Below are 14438 nucleotides of genomic sequence, written 5' to 3' on the forward strand. Positions count from 1 at the left end.
CCGCTCAGTCGCTCCCGCGGACCGCGAGCCCGACCAGCCCGAGGGCGACGGCGTCCTCGACGACGGCGCCCTGCCAGGTCCAGCCGCGGTCCTCGGCGGCCTCGCGCCAGGCGGCGCCGAGGACGGCGCCGGCGCTCGCGCCGAGCACGCCGGCCAGGGCCGGCAGCCACGGCGAGCGGTCCTCGCGGGCGGCCAGCGCGGCCCCGCCGATGGCGCCGGCACCGAGGCGGCTCAGCTGGCCGGGCACCTCGAGCCGGCTCGGGGTGGCGGGGAGCTTGTCGCCGACGAGCTCGGCGCCGGCGAGCCCCGTCGTCAGCACGGCCCGCGCGGTGCCGCCGCTGGCCAGGGCCGGGGCGAGCACGCCCATCGAGGCGCGCGACCCGGTCGCGGCGCCGAGGGCGGTGCTGCGCAGCAGCGAGCCGATCGTCACGGGGCGGCGCTCGGCCTCGCGCTCGTCCTCGAAGCGGGTGAGCGTCCAGTGCACGCCGGCGCCGAAGGCGAGGTGGGGCCAGGCGTCGCGGGCCCAGTCGCTCGCCGTCCAGCCGCGGGGGTCGGCGACGCCGGCGAGCGCCATCGGTCCGTCGGTGGCCGCCATGGCCGCGGCCCCGGTGGCGGCGATCGCCACGGGTGCGGGCAGCTTCAGTCCCAGGCGGCGCAGCACGCTCGCGCCGACACCGACGGCGAGCCCGGCCGCGAGCCCGCCGAGCTGGCCGTACGCCGAGCGGCGGCTCTCGTCGTCCGGCAGCTCGGCACCGGCGCGTCTGGCGAGGGCGAGCACGGTGCGACCGGGGGAGTCGCTGGCCGGGCGCCCGGTGAGCGCCATGTCGAGGTAGCCGGCGGTGTCGAGCGCCGTCGTGCCGAGGGCGCCGGCCACGAGGCCGCGGGTGAGCGTCGAGAGACGGGAGGTGGTCACGGTCGTCAGTACCCGCCCGAGGTCCGGCTCAGGGCGGGAGCGCTGACGCCGCCGTTGCGGTCGACGGAGGTCTTGTCGCCCTGGATCACGCCGATGAGCACGAAGACGCCGCCCACCACCACGATGAACAACAGCACGATGAGGAAGACCAGGAGTCGTCTGTTCACGACTGCCCGGTAACCGGTGGTGGTGGCGCCTACCGCCGCCAGGGCAGCCGCGCGTGGAACAGGGCCGCGCGGGCGGCGTTGGACCCGGCCGCGCCGTGCACCCCGCCGCCGGGGTGAGCCGAGGCGGAGCCGAGGTAGAGGCCGGGCACGCCGGTCTCGGCGCGGCCGCGGCCGGGCACGGGGCGGAAGATCAGCTGCTGGTGCAGCTGCTGGGTCCCCCCGCCGACGGCCCCTCCGATGAGGTTGGCGTTGCGTGCCTCGAGCTCCTTCGGACCCAGCACCCGCCGGCTCAGCACGCGGGAGCCGAAGCCGGGCGCGAGCTGCTCGAACCGCGCCTGCATGCGGTCGCCGAACCGCTCGAGGTCGTCGTGGTCCCAGGTGCCCTTGACGCCCCCCGTGGGCCCGTCCTCGCCGGCGTCGCGTCGGCTGTGCTGCGGCACGTGCGTGTAGGCCCACAGCGACTCGGTGCCGGCGGGGGAGCGGGTGGGGTCGCTGGTGGTCATCTGGCCGGCCAGCATGAACGGCGCCGCGGGCACCTCGCCGCGGGTGACCTGGCCCCAGGCCTCGGCCATCTGCTCGACGGAGTCGGCGACGTGCACCGTCCCGGGGGCGTACGCCGGGGTGCTGGCCCACGGCACCGGCCCGTCGAGGGCCCAGTCGACCTTCACCGTGGCGGCGTCCATGGCGAAGCGGCGCATCCCGCGAGCGACGGTGCGGGGCACGTGCTCGGGTGCGAGTAGGCGGCCGAACAGGTGCGGCGCCGCCACGTCGGCGACGACCGCGCGCCGGGCGTGGAAGCGCTCGGCGCCGACGCGGACCCCGCTCGCGCGACCACCCTCGACGTCGATCGCGGTGACCTCCGCGTCGCAGCGCAGCTCGCCGCCCAGGGCGACGAAGCGGCGTGCCATCGCGCCGGAGAGCTGACCCGCGCCGCCGACGGGCACCGGGAAGCCGACGGTCTGGCCGAGCAGGGCGAGCAGCAGCCCGAGCAGCCCCGACCCGGGCGCCTCGAGCGGGATGTCGGCGTGCCCGGCGTTGCCGGCGATGAGCAGTCGTGGGGCCGGGCCGCCGAACCGGCTCTGGCCGAGCTGCAGCGCGGGGGTCAGGAGGTCCTGCACGAGCCCGAGCCCGCCGGCCCTCGGCAGCCGGGCGAGGAGCCCGAGCCCGGCGCGCACCGGCGGGAACGGCGCCAGGATCGCCTGCACCAGCTGGTCGCCGACGGTGTCCCACTGCCGGCAGAGCTCGAGCCACGCCTCGCCGTCGCCGGGGTGCGCCTCGTCGGCGAGCCGGGCGGTGATCTCGCGGTCGCGGTGCATCAGCGCCCAGGCGCCGTCGGGGGTGGGGTGGCCCAGGACGGCCGGCGCGTGGCTCCAGCGCAGCCCGTGGCGCTCGAGGCCGAGCCCTCGGATCGTCGGCGAGGCGGCCGCCAGGGGGTAGAACGCGCTGAACGTGTCGTGCACGAACCCGTCGTGCACCTCCCCGGAGCTCGCGACCGCGCCGCCCACCTCGGGCTGGGCCTCGAGCAGCAGCACCGACCAGCCGCGGTCGATCAGCAGGTTGGCGGCGACCAGACCGTTGGGTCCGGCGCCGACCACCACCGCGTCGTACGACGAGCCGCGGGTCGTCACCGTGGCCGCTGCTGACGTCGTTCGGCGAGGTAGGCGAGGCGGCGGAGCGCCTCGGTGTTGCGCCACGCCAGGACCGGGTCCTGCAGCGGCTTGGGCACGAGGACGCCCGGACCGCTCACCGCCTGCTCACGGATTTCCACGTCGGTCTGCACGTCGGTCTGCACCGTCTCCACGCCGGCACCGGTACCCGTCGGGCGGTGCGGGGTCAGGACCACGGTCACCTTCGCCTCACCGGCGGGCCAGCCGCGGGCCTTCAGCACGATCTTCGCGCCGGGCTCCGACTCCAGCACCTCGGTGCTGTCGTCGAGCAGGAACGGCCAGGACCCGACGGAGTGGTGCAGGTGGCTGCCCGCGGCCGGCCAGGTCGCGTCGACCTCGCGCATCCGCGAGGCCCCCACGACCCAGAGGGGGTAGAGCCAGCCGTCCGACAGCACCTCCCAGACCTGCTCGGGGGTGGCGTCCACGACTCGGTGGTTGCTGCTCATCCGGCGCGGGTATCCGAGCCCCCGGGCCCCACACACCCCTCTGGGGAGGAAACACCCTCTGGGGTGAGGGTCACCCCGGCGGGTGGTGGACACCCCCACCTCGTGTCGACCCTCAGCCCCTCCGCCCCCCTCCGGGCGCCGGTCCCCACACCCGACCCCGGGCCCGGTCTCGTCGTGGCGTCCGTGCCCGCCGGACACGTCTACGTGCGTCACCTGAGCCCCCTCGGCGGGGCTGCCCCCGGTGCTCACAGCGTGACGCGGCTCGCCGACCCCGATCCCGACGACTGGGCGCAGGCCGCCCAGGGCCGCTGGTGGCCGCCGGCGATGCTCGAGCCGGCGTGGGTGCGCACGCACGCGCGGGCCCGCGGGGTCGACGTGGTCCACCTGCACTTCGGCTTCGACTCCCGCACCCCGGCCCAGCTCGCCTCGTGGGTCGACGAGGTCCACGCGGCCGGGGCGGCCCTGGTCTTCACCGTCCACGACCTGCGCAACCCCCACCACCCCGACCGGGCCCGGCACGACGCGCAGCTCGACGTGCTCGTGCCCGCCGCCGACGCACTGGTCACCCTCACCCCCGGCGCGGCGGCGGAGATCCGCCGCCGGTGGGGCCGTGCGGCGAGCGTGGTCCCGCACCCCCACGTCGTCCCCCTCGCCGACATCGAGCGGGCCGCCCAGGCTCGGGCCCGCCGGCGGACCGGGCAGTTCCGCGTGGGCGTTCACGTCAAGAGCGTGCGGGCCAACTCCGACCCGCTCACCGTGCTGCCCGTGCTGGCCGAGGTGCTCGCCGAGCTGCCCGGCGCGGTGCTGCAGGTCGACGCCCACCGCGACTCCGGCCTCGACGAGCAGCTGGCCGGTCTCGCCCGGCTCCGCCACGTCGACCTGCGCGTGCACGACTGGTTCGACGACGACGCGTTCCACAGCTACCTGCACTCCCTCGACGTCTCCGTGCTGCCCTACCGCTTCGGCACCCACTCGGGCTGGCTCGAGGCGTGCCGCGACGTCGGCACGACCGTCGTGGCGCCCACGTGCGGCTACTACGCCGAGCAGGGACCGGTGCTCGACTTCCGCCTCGACGAGGCTGGCTTCGACCCCGAGTCGCTCGCCCGCGCCCTCGTGACGGCGTACGACGAGCGCCCGCGGTGGGGCGCCAGCGCGGCCGAGCGGCGCGTGCAGCGCGCCGAGGTCGCCGCGGCCCACGACCGGGTCTACGCCGCGGCTCTCGACGCAGCGCGGGCGGCTCGCTGATGCGGATCGCCGTCATCGCCTCGAGCCGGTTCCCCGTGGCGGAGCCGTTCGCCGGCGGCCTCGAGGCGTGGACCCACATGCTCGTCACCGAGCTGCACGCGCGCGGCCACGAGCTGACGCTGTTCGCCGCACCCGGCTCCGACCCCGACCTCCCGGTGCGGACGCTCGACGTGCCGGCGTGGGAGCCCAGCGAGGTGGCGCTCGCCGACGTGAACTCGCCCTCGCGCACCTGGATGCACGAGCACCACGCCTACCTCTCGCTCATGCTCGAGCTCTCGCAGCGCAGCGACATCGACGTCGTGCACAACTCCAGCCTCCACCACCTGCCGGTGGCGATGGCCCACCTGCTCGACGCGCCGATGGTGACGACGCTGCACACCCCTCCGCTGCCGTGGCTGGAGTCGGCGCTCGCGCTGCGCCGCGACGCCGGGGTGTTCGTGGCGGTCAGCCGGCGCACCGCCGAGGAGTGGCAGCACGTCGTCCCGGCGCGCTACGTCCACAACGGCGTCGACGTGCGCCGCTTCACGCCCGGGTTCGGTGGCGGCCCGGCCGTGTGGACCGGTCGCCTGACCGCCGAGAAGGCGCCGCACGAGGCGATCCGGGCGGCGCGGCTCGCCGGGGTGGAGCTGGTGCTCGCAGGCCCGGTCGCCGACGAGGCCTACGTCGAGCGCGAGGTGCGCCCCCTGCTCGGTCCCGACGTCCGCTACGCCGGCCACCTGCGCCGCGCCGAGCTCGTCTCCCTGCTCGGCAGCGCCTCGGTCGCGGTCACCACGCCGGCCTGGGAGGAGCCCTACGGCCTGGTCGCCGCCGAGGCGATGGCGTGCGGCACCCCCGTGGCGGCGTACGCGCGCGGAGCCCTGCCCGAGCTCGTGCCGCCCACCGCCGGCCGGCTCGCCGCCCCCGGCGACGTCGAGGGGCTCGCGGCCGCGATCGTCGAGGCGCGGGGGTGCGACCGCCGGGCCGTGCGCGAGCACGCCCTGCAGCACTGCTCGCTCAGCCGCATGGTCGACGAGTACGAGGCGCTCTACACCTCGCTCACGGACCGCCGCGTCGCGTGAGCGTCGGATGATCGGCTACTACGTCCACCACCACGGCCACGGCCACCGCCACCGGGCGCTGGAGGTCGCCCGGGTGCTGACCGAGCGGGGCGAGACGGTCACCGGCCTCTCCTCCCTCCCGGCACCGGACGGGTGGCCGGGCCCGTGGGTCCAGCTGGCCCCCGACGCGGAGACCGGCGACCGGGAGCCGCTCGCACCCACCGCGGGCGGGCGGCTGCACTGGGTGCCGCTCGGCCACGCGGGCCTGCGCTCGCGCTCGGCCACGGTCTCGGCCTGGATCGACGGCACCGCCCCGTCGGCGGTCGTCGTCGACGTCTCGGTCGAGATGGCGCTGCTCGTGCGTCTGCACGGGGTGCCGGTGGTGACGCTGGTGCAGCCGGGGGAGCGCGGTGACGCGGCGCACCGGCTCGGCTACGACGTCGCCGACGCCCTCGTCGGCTGCTGGCCGCCCGAGGCCGGCGGGACGGGGGCAGGCATGCTGCGCGGGCTCGCACCGGCCGTCGTCGCCCGCGTGCAGCCGGTCGGGGCGCTCTCGCGCTTCCCGGTGAGGGAGACCTCCGGTCGGGCACCCGGCCGCCGGGTCGTGCTCCTCTCCGGCTCGGGCGGCAGCGCGCTCGACGCGACCGGTCTCGCCGCCGCCCGCGCCGAGACCCCGGGGTGGGAGTGGACGGTGCTCGACGCCCGACTCGGCGCGTGGGTCGACGACCCGCGGGCTGCGCTGTGCGACGCCGACGTCGTGATCACCCACGCCGGGCAGAACGCCCTCGCCGAGGTCGCCGCCTCCCGCACGCCCGCCGTGGTCGTCGCCCAGGACCGCCCCCACCGCGAGCAGGAGGTCACCGCCGACGTGCTGGCCCGCGGCCCGTGGCCGGCGGTCGTCGCCGACGCCTGGCCCGGCCGCGACTGGGCCCGCCTGCTCGAGCGGGCCGCGGCGCTCGACGGCGCCGGCTGGACGGGCTGGTGCGACGGACGTGCGGCGGAGAGGTTCGCCGACCTGGTCCTGGGAGCGGCGCTGGAGGCGGGCCGGTGAGCGTCGCGGTGGTGACGATCGCCCACGGCCGCCACGCGCACCTGCGCGCCCAGCACGCCTCGCTCGCTGCAGGCACCGCGCGTCCCGACCACTACGTGCTGGTCGCCATGGACGACCCCGACCTGGCGGCCGTGGAGCTCGACGGACTGCGCCGACACGTCGTCCACCTTGCCGCCGAGCCGCTCGGGCTGCCGCTGGCCCGCGCCCGCAACGCCGGAGTGCGCCGCGCGCTCGCCGCCGGTGCCGACGTCGTGGTGCTCCTCGACGTCGACTGCGTCGCCGGACCCGGCCTCGTGGCGGCGTACGCCGAGGCGGCCCGCAGGGTGCCCGACGCGGTGTGGAGCGGGCCGGTGACCTACCTGCCCCCACCGCCCCCGGAGGGCTACGACCTCGACGGGCTCGCGTCGCTCGACGCCCCCCACGCGGCCCGACCCGACCCCGGTCCGGGTGGCACTCTGCTCGACACCGACCCACGGCTCTTCTGGTCGCTGTCCTTCGCGCTCACCGCCGAGGCGTGGGAGCGGTCGGGCGGCTTCTGCGAGGACTACGTCGGCTACGGCGGGGAGGACACCGACTTCGGCGAGACGGTGGTGCAGCGGGGGCTGCGCCACGCCGTCACCGGCGACGCCCGGGCCTACCACCAGTGGCACCCCGTCTCCGCGCCGCCGGTCGAGCACCTCGACGACGTGCTGCGCAACGGCGCGACGTTCGCCGCCCGGTGGGGCCGGTGGCCGATGGAGGGCTGGCTGACGGCGTTCGAGGAGCGCGGGCTGGTCGAGCGCACCCCGACGGGCTGGGCGCGGACCGGGGCGGGTACCCGCTCCTCATGAGCGGACACAAGCCCCCGAAGGGCGTGCAGGAGACCGGTCAGCGCGCGGTGCGGTGGATCGAGGACGGCAAGGCGGGTCGCAACTTCACCGACGTCGGCGAGCACCGGGCGCACCAGCTCGCCGACGGCGAGGAGCTCAGCGACGAGGACGTGAAGAAGATGAAGGCCTACTTCGCCCGCCACAGCGTCGACAAGGACGCCGAGGGCTTCACGCAGGGCGGTGACGGCTTCCCGTCACCGGGTCGCGTGGCCTGGGACGCCTGGGGCGGCGACGCGGGCGAGCGGTGGGTGAAGGGGATCGACGTCTAGGACCTGGCTCAGGGCCGGAACCCGTGGTCGATGCCCCACAGGATCGCCTCGGAGCGGCTCGCGACGCCCATCTTGCGGTAGGCCGTGCGGATGTAGGTCTTGACCGAGTTGATGCTGAGGAACAGCGTCCGGGCGATCTCGGCGTTGCTCAGCCCGCTGGTGATGAGACAGACCATCTCGGACTCGCGCGAGGTCAGGCCCTCGGCCTCGCCGGGCCACGCGACCATCTCCTCGGCGGGGGTGTCCCGCTCGCGCCGAGGCAGCGGGAGGCTGCCGCCGCGCTGGACGGTCTCGGCGGCGACGACGATGGCCTCGCCGTCGACGGTCTTGGGGAGGTAGCCCACCGCACCGTGCACGAGCATCGCGTCGACCTGCTGGGGGTCGTCGACCCAGCTGTAGACGATCACCCGGGCCCGGGTGGCCTCGACGATCTCGCGCAGCCGCGCCTCGCGTCCGGGGTGGCCGAAGGGGTCGAAGAGGACGACGTCGGCCGCGCCGGGCGGCGGCAACTCCTCGGCGTACTCCGTGAGCAGCACGCGCTCGCGCAGGGGCTCGAGGAGGCGAGCGACGCCGGCCGTCACGACGGGGAAGTCGTTGACGACGGCCAGGGCGAGGCGCGGGGTCCCGGAGGGTGGCACGAGTCAGAGCGTAGTGGTGGCTGGGTACCTGCCTGCCATGAAGATCGCCAAGGCCGCCGCGTACGCCGGGATCGCCAAGAAGATCTACGACGAGGCCCGCAAGCCCGAGAACCAGCGCCGGATCAAGGCCGCGGTCGAGAAGGCGCGCGCCCGTCGCGGGAAGCGCTGAGCCCGGTCCCGGTCCGGGCTCAGCGTCGACCGTGGCTGGAGACGCCGCGCTGGACCGCCCACAGCACGGCGTCCGACCGGCGACGCACGCCGATGCGGCGGTAGAGCGAGCGGATGTAGGTCTTGACGGTGTTGATGCTGACGAACATCGCGGCCGCGATCTCGTGGTTGGAGAGCCCCGCCACGATGAGTCGCAGTACCTCGGCCTCACGCACGGTCAGGCCGGTCTGGCCGGACAGCACGGCGACCGTCACCTCCTGACGGGCGCGGAGGTCGACGCGGTGGCCGCCGTGGACCCGTCGCACCGTCGCGAGGAGCTCCTGCGCGGTGACCTCGGTGGTGACGACGTCCGCGACTCCGGCGGCGAGCGCGTCCTCGGTGAGATCCGAACGCCCCATCGGCTCGAGGCCGACGACGGCGACTCCGGAGCGCACGAGGTGCACGAGGTCCTGGGTGTCGACCGCCATCGCGGCGAGGTCGAACACGACGACGTGCTCGTGCCCGAGGTGTCCGTCGTGCGCCGCGACGTCGTCGAGGAGCACCTCTCGGGGGTCGCTCGTCAAGAGGTGGACGAGCCCCGCCCGCACCAGGGGGCGGCTGCTGACGACGGCGACTCGCACCGGCTGATCGGGCCTCACGCTGACGTTCTAAGACCCGGTGCGAACGACCCACAACACCGTCACCCCTGGGGGTGCTCTCCACCCGCGGGGGTGGGAGTGCCCCCGTCGGGCCCGGACACCGGCCCGGCATGAATCCCTGGGAGGACGGACCCGACCGTCGGCGGCACGTCGTCGTCACCGGGGCCAGCGGCAACGTCGGCCGGTCCGTCGTCGCCGAGCTGACCGCGGCCGGGCACCGGGTGACGGGGCTGTGCCGACGGCCGCCGGGCCCCGTCCCGGGCGGGGACCCGGGCGCCGACCGGGTCGCATGGCGCGCCGTCGACCTGACCGACGACGGAGCACTGCCCGTGCTGCGCTCGACGTTCGCCGAGACCGACGCGGTGGTGCACCTGGCGTGGGGCTTCCAGCCCTCGCACCGCCTCGACCTGCTCGAGGAGCTCGGCGTCGGCGGCACCCGCCGGGTCGCGCAGACCGCGCTGGAGGCCGGCGTACCGCACCTGGTGCACATGTCGTCGGTCGGGGTCTACTCACCTCGCACGAGCGACGAGCCCGTCGACGAGAGCTACCCGCGCGAGGGTGTGCCGACCTCGCCCTACAGCCGTCACAAGGCGGCCGCCGAGCGGCTGCTCGACGGTCTCGAGCAGGTCGCCGGGGGAGCGACGACGATCACCCGGCTGCGCCCGGGCATCGTGGGCCAGCGGGTCGCCGGCAGTGCGCTGCTGAGGTACGCCGTCCCGGGGCTGGTCCCCGCCTGGGTCCTCGGGTTCGTGCCGGTGCTGCCGATCGACCGCCGCCTCGAGGTGCAGCTCGTGCACGCCGAGGACGTGGCGGACGCCGTGCGCCGCGTCGTCGAGACCGGGGCCGGCGGCGCGTTCAACCTGGTCACCGCGCCACCGATCACCGCCGCCGACGTGGCCGCGGCGCTCGACGCGACCCCGGTGCACGTGCCGGCCGCCGCCCTGCGCGCCGTCGTCTCCGGGGCGTGGAAGGCGCGCGTCGAGCAGCTCGACCCCGGGTGGATCGACCTCGCCTGGTCGGTGCCACTGCTGAGCAGCGCCCGCGCCACCGACGAGCTCGGGTGGCACCCGCGCCACCAGGGCCACGCGGTGCTCGACGAGGTGGTCGAGGGACTCGTGACCGCCGCGAGCGGCGGCTCACCCGTGCTGCGTCCTCGCACGGTGCTCGGCACCGTGCGCGCCGCACTCCACGACGGACCCGTGCACAGGAGGGCAGCGCCATGAGCGACCGGACGACCGAGGACCCGGAGGCCGACGAGAAGGTCGACTCACCCACCGACCTCGACGGGCACTCGTGGGCCTACGTGCTCCGCAAGACGGCCCGCGAGTTCAGCTCCGACCAGTGCACCGACCTCGCGGCGGCGCTGACCTACTACGCCGTGCTCGCGCTGTTCCCCGCGGCTGTCGCGCTGACCTCGCTCCTCGGCCTGGTCGGCCAGGGCACGGAGGCCGTCGACCAGGTGCTCGACATCCTGCGCACGGTCGGGGCGGGCGGGGTCGTCGACAGCATCGGTCCGACCCGGCGCGACCTCAGCTCCTCGCAGGGTGTGGGACTCGGCCTGGTCGTCGGGGTGGCGGGCGCGCTGTGGTCGGCGAGCGGGTACGTCGGGGCGTTCGGCCGCGCGATGAACCGCGTCTACGAGGTCGGCGAGGGCCGGCCGGTGTGGAAGCTGCGCCCGGCGATGCTCGGGCTCACCGCCGTCCTCGTCGTGCTGGTCGCGCTCGCGCTGGCGGGGCTCGTCCTGTCGGGCCCGGTCGCCGACGCCGTCGGCTCCGCGCTGGGCCTGGGCGACACCACCGTGCTCGTCTTCACGATCGTGAAGTGGCCGGTGCTGCTCGCGATCGTCGTGCTCGTCGTCGCCCTGCTCTACTACGCGACGCCCAACGTCCGGCAGCCGAGGTTCCGCTGGGTCAGCGTCGGCGCGGTGCTGGCGATCGCCACCTGGGCGGTCGCCTCCGCGGCGTTCGGCTTCTACGTCGCGAACTTCTCCTCCTACGACAAGACCTACGGCGCCCTCGCCGGCGTCATCGTCTTCCTGCTCTGGTTGTGGCTGACCAACCTCGCGCTGCTCTTCGGCGCCGAGCTCGACGCCGAGCTGGAGCGGGGCCGCGAGCTGGTCTCCGGGCTGCCCGCCGAGGAGGAGATCCAGCTGCCGGCGCGGGACACCCGGGGCATCGAGAAGGCCGAGCAGAAGGAGCGCGAGGACGTGCGCCGTGGCCGGGAGCTGCGCGAGCAGGCCGAGAGCGACGAGCCCGCCGAGCGCGACTAGTCGTCGGCGTACGTCGCGAAGCGGCGCAGCAGCGACGCGGTGCGGCGCGGGTCCTCGGCGCTGCCGACGGCGACCTCGGCGGTGACGTGGTCGAGGTCGGGCAGTCCGGCCTGCCGGGCGATGCCGCTGCAGAACAGCGCCGCCTCGCGCACGATCTGCGGATCCATGACCAGCAGCGCCTCGAACCGGCGCGGACCGTGGTCGGTGCGGCGGCGCGGCAGCTCCCAGGCGACCAGGACGACGCTGAGCTGCGGGTCGTCACAGATGAGGGTCCACTCGTTGAGCATCGGCGAGTGGCGGGGCAGGGCCACCCGGGCCGGCTCGGCCTCGCCGAGCGTCTCGGGGAAGGCGCTGAACGCGACCGCGGTGCGTGCCGTGCGTGCCAGCTCGCGCCAGCGGTCGGCCGCGACCTCGAAGCTCTGCACGTCCTGGAACCCGCCGAACACGACGGGGGAAGAGGCGTGGGCCAGGCACTCGTCCTCGATGGCCGAGGTGAGCGCGCGCATCACGTTGAAGCTGACCGGCAGCACGTCGAGCTCGGGGTGGCGGGCCCGCAGCGTGGCGTACAGGGAGTCCGAGCCCACGCTCTCGCTGCGGCGGACGGCCGCGACGGCGGCCGCCAGGCTCAGACCCCGGGCGCGCTCGGCCTGCACGCGCTCGACCAGGACGGCGTCGGACTCGCGGTAGCGGCGCTGACCGCCGACGGAACGGACCGGGGTGGGGAAGCCCAGGCGGCGCTCCCAGGCGCGCAGGGTCGAGCTCGGGACGCCGGTGCGGGTCTCGAGGTCCCCGATGGTCAGCAGGTCGTTCATGGGCACGGTCACGGTCGGCAGTCCTCGTCCAGGTCGTGGGTCACGGCGCGGCGCGGGATCGCTGTGTGTATCGCTGTGGGTGTCGCTGTGGGTATCGCGGTGGGTTCTGCTGGTCCGCCATGATAGGACTTGAACACGGTGTGCAAGTCGGGTTCGCGAACCTGCGCAGTCCAACCGCACAGCGCCAGGTCTGGCTCGGCAGCGACGGCAGGAGGCACGTGCACTCGGTATCCACTCGGCCCGTCGTTCTCGTCGTCGGCGGCACCTCGGGCATCGGACTCGCGGTCGCGCAGCGCCTCGGCGCCCGCGACGGGGCCGACGCGCCCCACGTCGTGCTCGCCTCGCGCGACCGCGTCTCGCTCGCCCGCGCCGCTGCCTCGCTGCCGTTCGAGGTGGGTCCCGAGCAGCAGGTGGAGCTCGACGTCACCGACGCCGCCCAGGTCGAGCGCGCGGTGGAGCGGGTGCTCGACAGCCACGGCCGTCTGGACGCCGTCGTGACGAGCGCCCAGGTGATGGCCTACGGCGCGGTCGAGCAGGTGCCGCGCGAGGTGTTCGAGCACGTCGTGGCCACCGCTGTGCACGGCACGGCCAACCTCGCCCGCACGCTGCTCCCGCTCTTCCGCTCGCAGGGGCACGGCTCCCTGGTCGTCGTCGGCTCGCAGCTCGGCGAGATCCCCGTGCCGTGGATGTCGAGCTACGTCACGGCCAAGTGGGGCCAGATGGGCCTCGTGCGCTCCCTGCAGCTCGAGGTCGCCGACGCACCGCACGTGCACGTCAGTCTCGTCTCGCCCGGCGCGGTCGACACCCCGATCTACGCCCAGGCCGCGTCGTACGCCGGCAGCGCGGGGTCCGCGCCCCCGCCGGTCGTGAGCGCCGACCGCGTCGCCGCCGCGGTCGTCGACTGCCTCGAGCACCCGCGACGCCTGGTCCGGGTCGGGCCCGCCAACGGACCGGGCGTGCTCGCCCACCGGCTCGCCCCCGCGGTCTACGACCGCATTGCGCCGCTGCTCGTCCGTCTCGTCGTGCTGCGCGGACCGGCCCTGCCCGACCACGGCGGCAACGTGCTGCGGGCGCGTCCCGACGGCGAGGGCGTGAGTGGCGGCTGGACCCCCCTGGGCCGCCTCCGCCGCCCCGCGGGACGTGCCCGCTGGAAGAGAGGCGAGCGATGAGCCAGAAGCCCCCGCGCGTGGTCCTCGTGACCGGTGCCAGCAGCGGCATCGGACGCGCGACCGCGCTCCGCGCCGCCGAGAAGGGCGACCACGTCGTCCTCCTCGCCCGCCACGAGGACGACCTCGTCGAGCTCGCCGGGGAGTGTCGCGAGGCCGGGGCCGCCTCGGCCGAGCCCGCCGCCGCGGACGTCTCCGACGACGACCGGCTCGCCGAGGTCCTGGCGGGGATCCTCGACCAGCACGGCCGCCTCGACGCGGTCCTGCACTGCGCCGGCATCGTCACCTACGGCCGCACCGAGGAGGTCAGCCGCGAGGACTTCGAGCAGGTCGTCTCGACCAACCTGCTCGGCACCGCCTCGCTCGCGCGCCACGTCGTACCCGTCCTGCGAGAGCAGCGCCAGGGCGTCCTCGTCCTCGTCGGCTCCCTGCTCGGCCACATCGGCGTCCCCGAGATGACGCCGTACGTCGTCTCCAAGTGGGGGGTGCGCGCGCTCGCCCGCCAGCTCGTCATGGAGAACGCCGACCTGCCCGACGTCCACGTCGTCCACGTCTCGCCCGGCAGCGTCGACACCCCGATCTACGACAACGCCCTCGACTCCGCCGGCACCGTCAACACCCCGCCGCCGCCGGTGATCAGCCCCGAGCGCGTCGCCCGTCAGGTCTACGCCCAGATCGACCACCCGCGCAACGAGGTGCAGACCGCCTGGGCCAACTACCCGCTCATCTGGGCGTTCAGCTACGCCCCCGCCCTGTGGGACCGCCTCGCAGGGCCCGTCTTCCGCGCCGTGTCGCGCCGCTCGCAGGGCTCTGACTGAGCCCGCCCGTCCCGAGGAGAACTCCGCATGTCGATCGACCAGGCCCCGCGTCCGGGCACCGCCCGTCCCGACGGCCTCACCCCACGCGAGGTGCAGACACTGCGCCTGATCGGCGACGGGCTCACCAACGCCCAGATCGCCGCCTCGACCGGGCTGAGCATCAACACGGTCAAGACCTACGTCCGCAGCGCCTACCGTCGCCTGGACATCACGCTGCGCAGCGAGGCCGTCGCCTGGGCCGCGGCCAACCTGCCCCCGCGCTGAG

At 75.3% G+C, this 14438-nt stretch carries 18 protein-coding genes; 11 read left to right on the forward strand and 7 right to left on the reverse strand.

Features of this window, described 5'->3' with window-relative positions:
* Positions 1–4: 4 nt before the first annotated feature.
* From GRQ65_RS19680 to GRQ65_RS19695, 4 genes are read right to left on the reverse strand one after another with little or no spacing between them, the layout of a single operon-like run.
* Positions 5–913 carry a hypothetical protein gene (locus GRQ65_RS19680; protein WP_160879711.1) on the reverse strand — a complete coding sequence of 303 codons (909 nt, stop codon included), beginning with the start codon at positions 911–913 and terminating at the stop codon, positions 5–7.
* Between the two features lie 5 nt (positions 914–918).
* Entirely contained in the window at positions 919–1080 is a 162-nt protein-coding gene (locus GRQ65_RS19685) for a hypothetical protein (protein ID WP_160879712.1), read from the reverse strand.
* Between the two features lie 29 nt (positions 1081–1109).
* Positions 1110–2708 (reverse strand): phytoene desaturase family protein, encoded by a 1599-nt coding sequence (locus tag GRQ65_RS19690; RefSeq protein WP_337191904.1) that lies wholly within the window; start codon positions 2706–2708, stop codon positions 1110–1112.
* A complete protein-coding gene (locus tag GRQ65_RS19695; RefSeq protein WP_160879713.1) occupies positions 2705–3193 on the reverse strand; it encodes an SRPBCC family protein in 489 nt (162 codons plus the stop codon). The genes GRQ65_RS19690 and GRQ65_RS19695 overlap by 4 nt, the downstream gene beginning before the upstream one ends.
* A gap of 252 nt (positions 3194–3445) precedes the next feature.
* Here GRQ65_RS19695 and GRQ65_RS19700 point away from each other — a divergent pair, with 252 nt between their 5' ends.
* Genes GRQ65_RS19700 through GRQ65_RS19720 form a run of 5 tightly spaced genes read left to right on the forward strand, consistent with a single transcriptional unit; the run spans position 3446 to position 7664 of the window.
* The gene (locus GRQ65_RS19700) at positions 3446–4438 is read left to right on the forward strand and encodes a glycosyltransferase family protein (protein WP_337191905.1); all 993 of its coding nucleotides are present in this window, start codon (positions 3446–3448) and stop codon (positions 4436–4438) included.
* Positions 4438–5496 (forward strand): glycosyltransferase, encoded by a 1059-nt coding sequence (locus tag GRQ65_RS19705; RefSeq protein WP_160879715.1) that lies wholly within the window; start codon positions 4438–4440, stop codon positions 5494–5496. The genes GRQ65_RS19700 and GRQ65_RS19705 overlap by 1 nt, the downstream gene beginning before the upstream one ends.
* 7 nt (positions 5497–5503) lie before the next feature.
* Entirely contained in the window at positions 5504–6526 is a 1023-nt protein-coding gene (locus GRQ65_RS19710) for a glycosyltransferase (protein ID WP_160879716.1), read from the forward strand.
* Positions 6523–7356 (forward strand): galactosyltransferase-related protein, encoded by an 834-nt coding sequence (locus tag GRQ65_RS19715; protein WP_160879717.1) that lies wholly within the window; start codon positions 6523–6525, stop codon positions 7354–7356. Before GRQ65_RS19710 ends, GRQ65_RS19715 begins: the two co-directional genes overlap by 4 nt.
* Positions 7353–7664, forward strand: coding sequence for a hypothetical protein (locus tag GRQ65_RS19720; protein ID WP_160879718.1), 312 nt, complete (start codon positions 7353–7355; stop codon positions 7662–7664). The genes GRQ65_RS19715 and GRQ65_RS19720 overlap by 4 nt, the downstream gene beginning before the upstream one ends.
* Before the next feature lie 8 nt (positions 7665–7672).
* Here the strand turns inward: GRQ65_RS19720 and GRQ65_RS24200 are convergent, their stop codons facing one another.
* Complete coding sequence (locus GRQ65_RS24200) at positions 7673–8302, reverse strand: LuxR C-terminal-related transcriptional regulator (RefSeq protein ID WP_160879719.1); 630 nt, start codon at positions 8300–8302, stop codon at positions 7673–7675.
* 37 nt (positions 8303–8339) lie between these two features.
* Here GRQ65_RS24200 and GRQ65_RS23590 point away from each other — a divergent pair, with 37 nt between their 5' ends.
* The gene (locus GRQ65_RS23590; RefSeq protein WP_272917774.1) at positions 8340–8471 is read left to right on the forward strand and encodes a hypothetical protein; all 132 of its coding nucleotides are present in this window, start codon (positions 8340–8342) and stop codon (positions 8469–8471) included.
* 19 nt (positions 8472–8490) lie between these two features.
* Here the strand turns inward: GRQ65_RS23590 and GRQ65_RS24205 are convergent, their stop codons facing one another.
* Positions 8491–9108, reverse strand: coding sequence for a LuxR C-terminal-related transcriptional regulator (locus GRQ65_RS24205; RefSeq protein ID WP_160879720.1), 618 nt, complete (start codon positions 9106–9108; stop codon positions 8491–8493).
* A 110-nt stretch (positions 9109–9218) separates the two neighbouring features.
* Between GRQ65_RS24205 and GRQ65_RS19735 the strand changes: the two genes are divergently transcribed.
* Complete coding sequence (locus GRQ65_RS19735) at positions 9219–10331, forward strand: NAD-dependent epimerase/dehydratase family protein (protein ID WP_160879721.1); 1113 nt, start codon at positions 9219–9221, stop codon at positions 10329–10331.
* A complete protein-coding gene (locus GRQ65_RS19740; protein WP_160879722.1) occupies positions 10328–11377 on the forward strand; it encodes a YihY/virulence factor BrkB family protein in 1050 nt (349 codons plus the stop codon). Before GRQ65_RS19735 ends, GRQ65_RS19740 begins: the two co-directional genes overlap by 4 nt.
* On the opposite strand, the gene GRQ65_RS19745 is transcribed toward GRQ65_RS19740, so the two are convergent.
* Positions 11374–12201, reverse strand: coding sequence for a DICT sensory domain-containing protein (locus tag GRQ65_RS19745; protein ID WP_160879723.1), 828 nt, complete (start codon positions 12199–12201; stop codon positions 11374–11376). The genes GRQ65_RS19740 and GRQ65_RS19745 overlap by 4 nt on opposite strands.
* Positions 12202–12407: 206 nt before the next feature.
* Here GRQ65_RS19745 and GRQ65_RS19750 point away from each other — a divergent pair, with 206 nt between their 5' ends.
* The 3 genes from GRQ65_RS19750 to GRQ65_RS19760 are packed head-to-tail and all read left to right on the forward strand — an operon-like array spanning position 12408 to position 14437.
* Complete coding sequence (locus GRQ65_RS19750; protein WP_160879724.1) at positions 12408–13358, forward strand: SDR family NAD(P)-dependent oxidoreductase; 951 nt, start codon at positions 12408–12410, stop codon at positions 13356–13358.
* The gene (locus tag GRQ65_RS19755) at positions 13355–14173 is read left to right on the forward strand and encodes an SDR family NAD(P)-dependent oxidoreductase (RefSeq protein ID WP_160879725.1); all 819 of its coding nucleotides are present in this window, start codon (positions 13355–13357) and stop codon (positions 14171–14173) included. Before GRQ65_RS19750 ends, GRQ65_RS19755 begins: the two co-directional genes overlap by 4 nt.
* Positions 14174–14200: 27 nt before the next feature.
* The gene (locus GRQ65_RS19760; protein WP_160879726.1) at positions 14201–14437 is read left to right on the forward strand and encodes a helix-turn-helix domain-containing protein; all 237 of its coding nucleotides are present in this window, start codon (positions 14201–14203) and stop codon (positions 14435–14437) included.
* Position 14438: the final 1 nt, after the last annotated feature.

Source organism: Nocardioides flavescens (assembly GCF_009823805.1).
In the GTDB taxonomy this organism is placed as follows: domain Bacteria; phylum Actinomycetota; class Actinomycetes; order Propionibacteriales; family Nocardioidaceae; genus Nocardioides; species Nocardioides flavescens.

What these genes read in the sequence shown, in the direction of transcription:
- GRQ65_RS19740 (WP_160879722.1), top strand. Translation starts at nt 10,328, where the DNA reads ATGAGCGACCGGACGACCGAGGACCCGGAGGCCGACGAGAAGGTCGAC.
- GRQ65_RS19710 (WP_160879716.1), top strand. Translation starts at nt 5,504, where the DNA reads ATGATCGGCTACTACGTCCACCACCACGGCCACGGCCACCGCCACCGG.
- GRQ65_RS19695 (WP_160879713.1), bottom strand. Translation starts at nt 3,193, where the DNA reads ATGAGCAGCAACCACCGAGTCGTGGACGCCACCCCCGAGCAGGTCTGG.
- GRQ65_RS23590 (WP_272917774.1), top strand. Translation starts at nt 8,340, where the DNA reads ATGAAGATCGCCAAGGCCGCCGCGTACGCCGGGATCGCCAAGAAGATC.
- GRQ65_RS19735 (WP_160879721.1), top strand. Translation starts at nt 9,219, where the DNA reads ATGAATCCCTGGGAGGACGGACCCGACCGTCGGCGGCACGTCGTCGTC.
- GRQ65_RS19720 (WP_160879718.1), top strand. Translation starts at nt 7,353, where the DNA reads ATGAGCGGACACAAGCCCCCGAAGGGCGTGCAGGAGACCGGTCAGCGC.
- GRQ65_RS19755 (WP_160879725.1), top strand. Translation starts at nt 13,355, where the DNA reads ATGAGCCAGAAGCCCCCGCGCGTGGTCCTCGTGACCGGTGCCAGCAGC.
- GRQ65_RS19705 (WP_160879715.1), top strand. Translation starts at nt 4,438, where the DNA reads ATGCGGATCGCCGTCATCGCCTCGAGCCGGTTCCCCGTGGCGGAGCCG.
- GRQ65_RS19760 (WP_160879726.1), top strand. Translation starts at nt 14,201, where the DNA reads ATGTCGATCGACCAGGCCCCGCGTCCGGGCACCGCCCGTCCCGACGGC.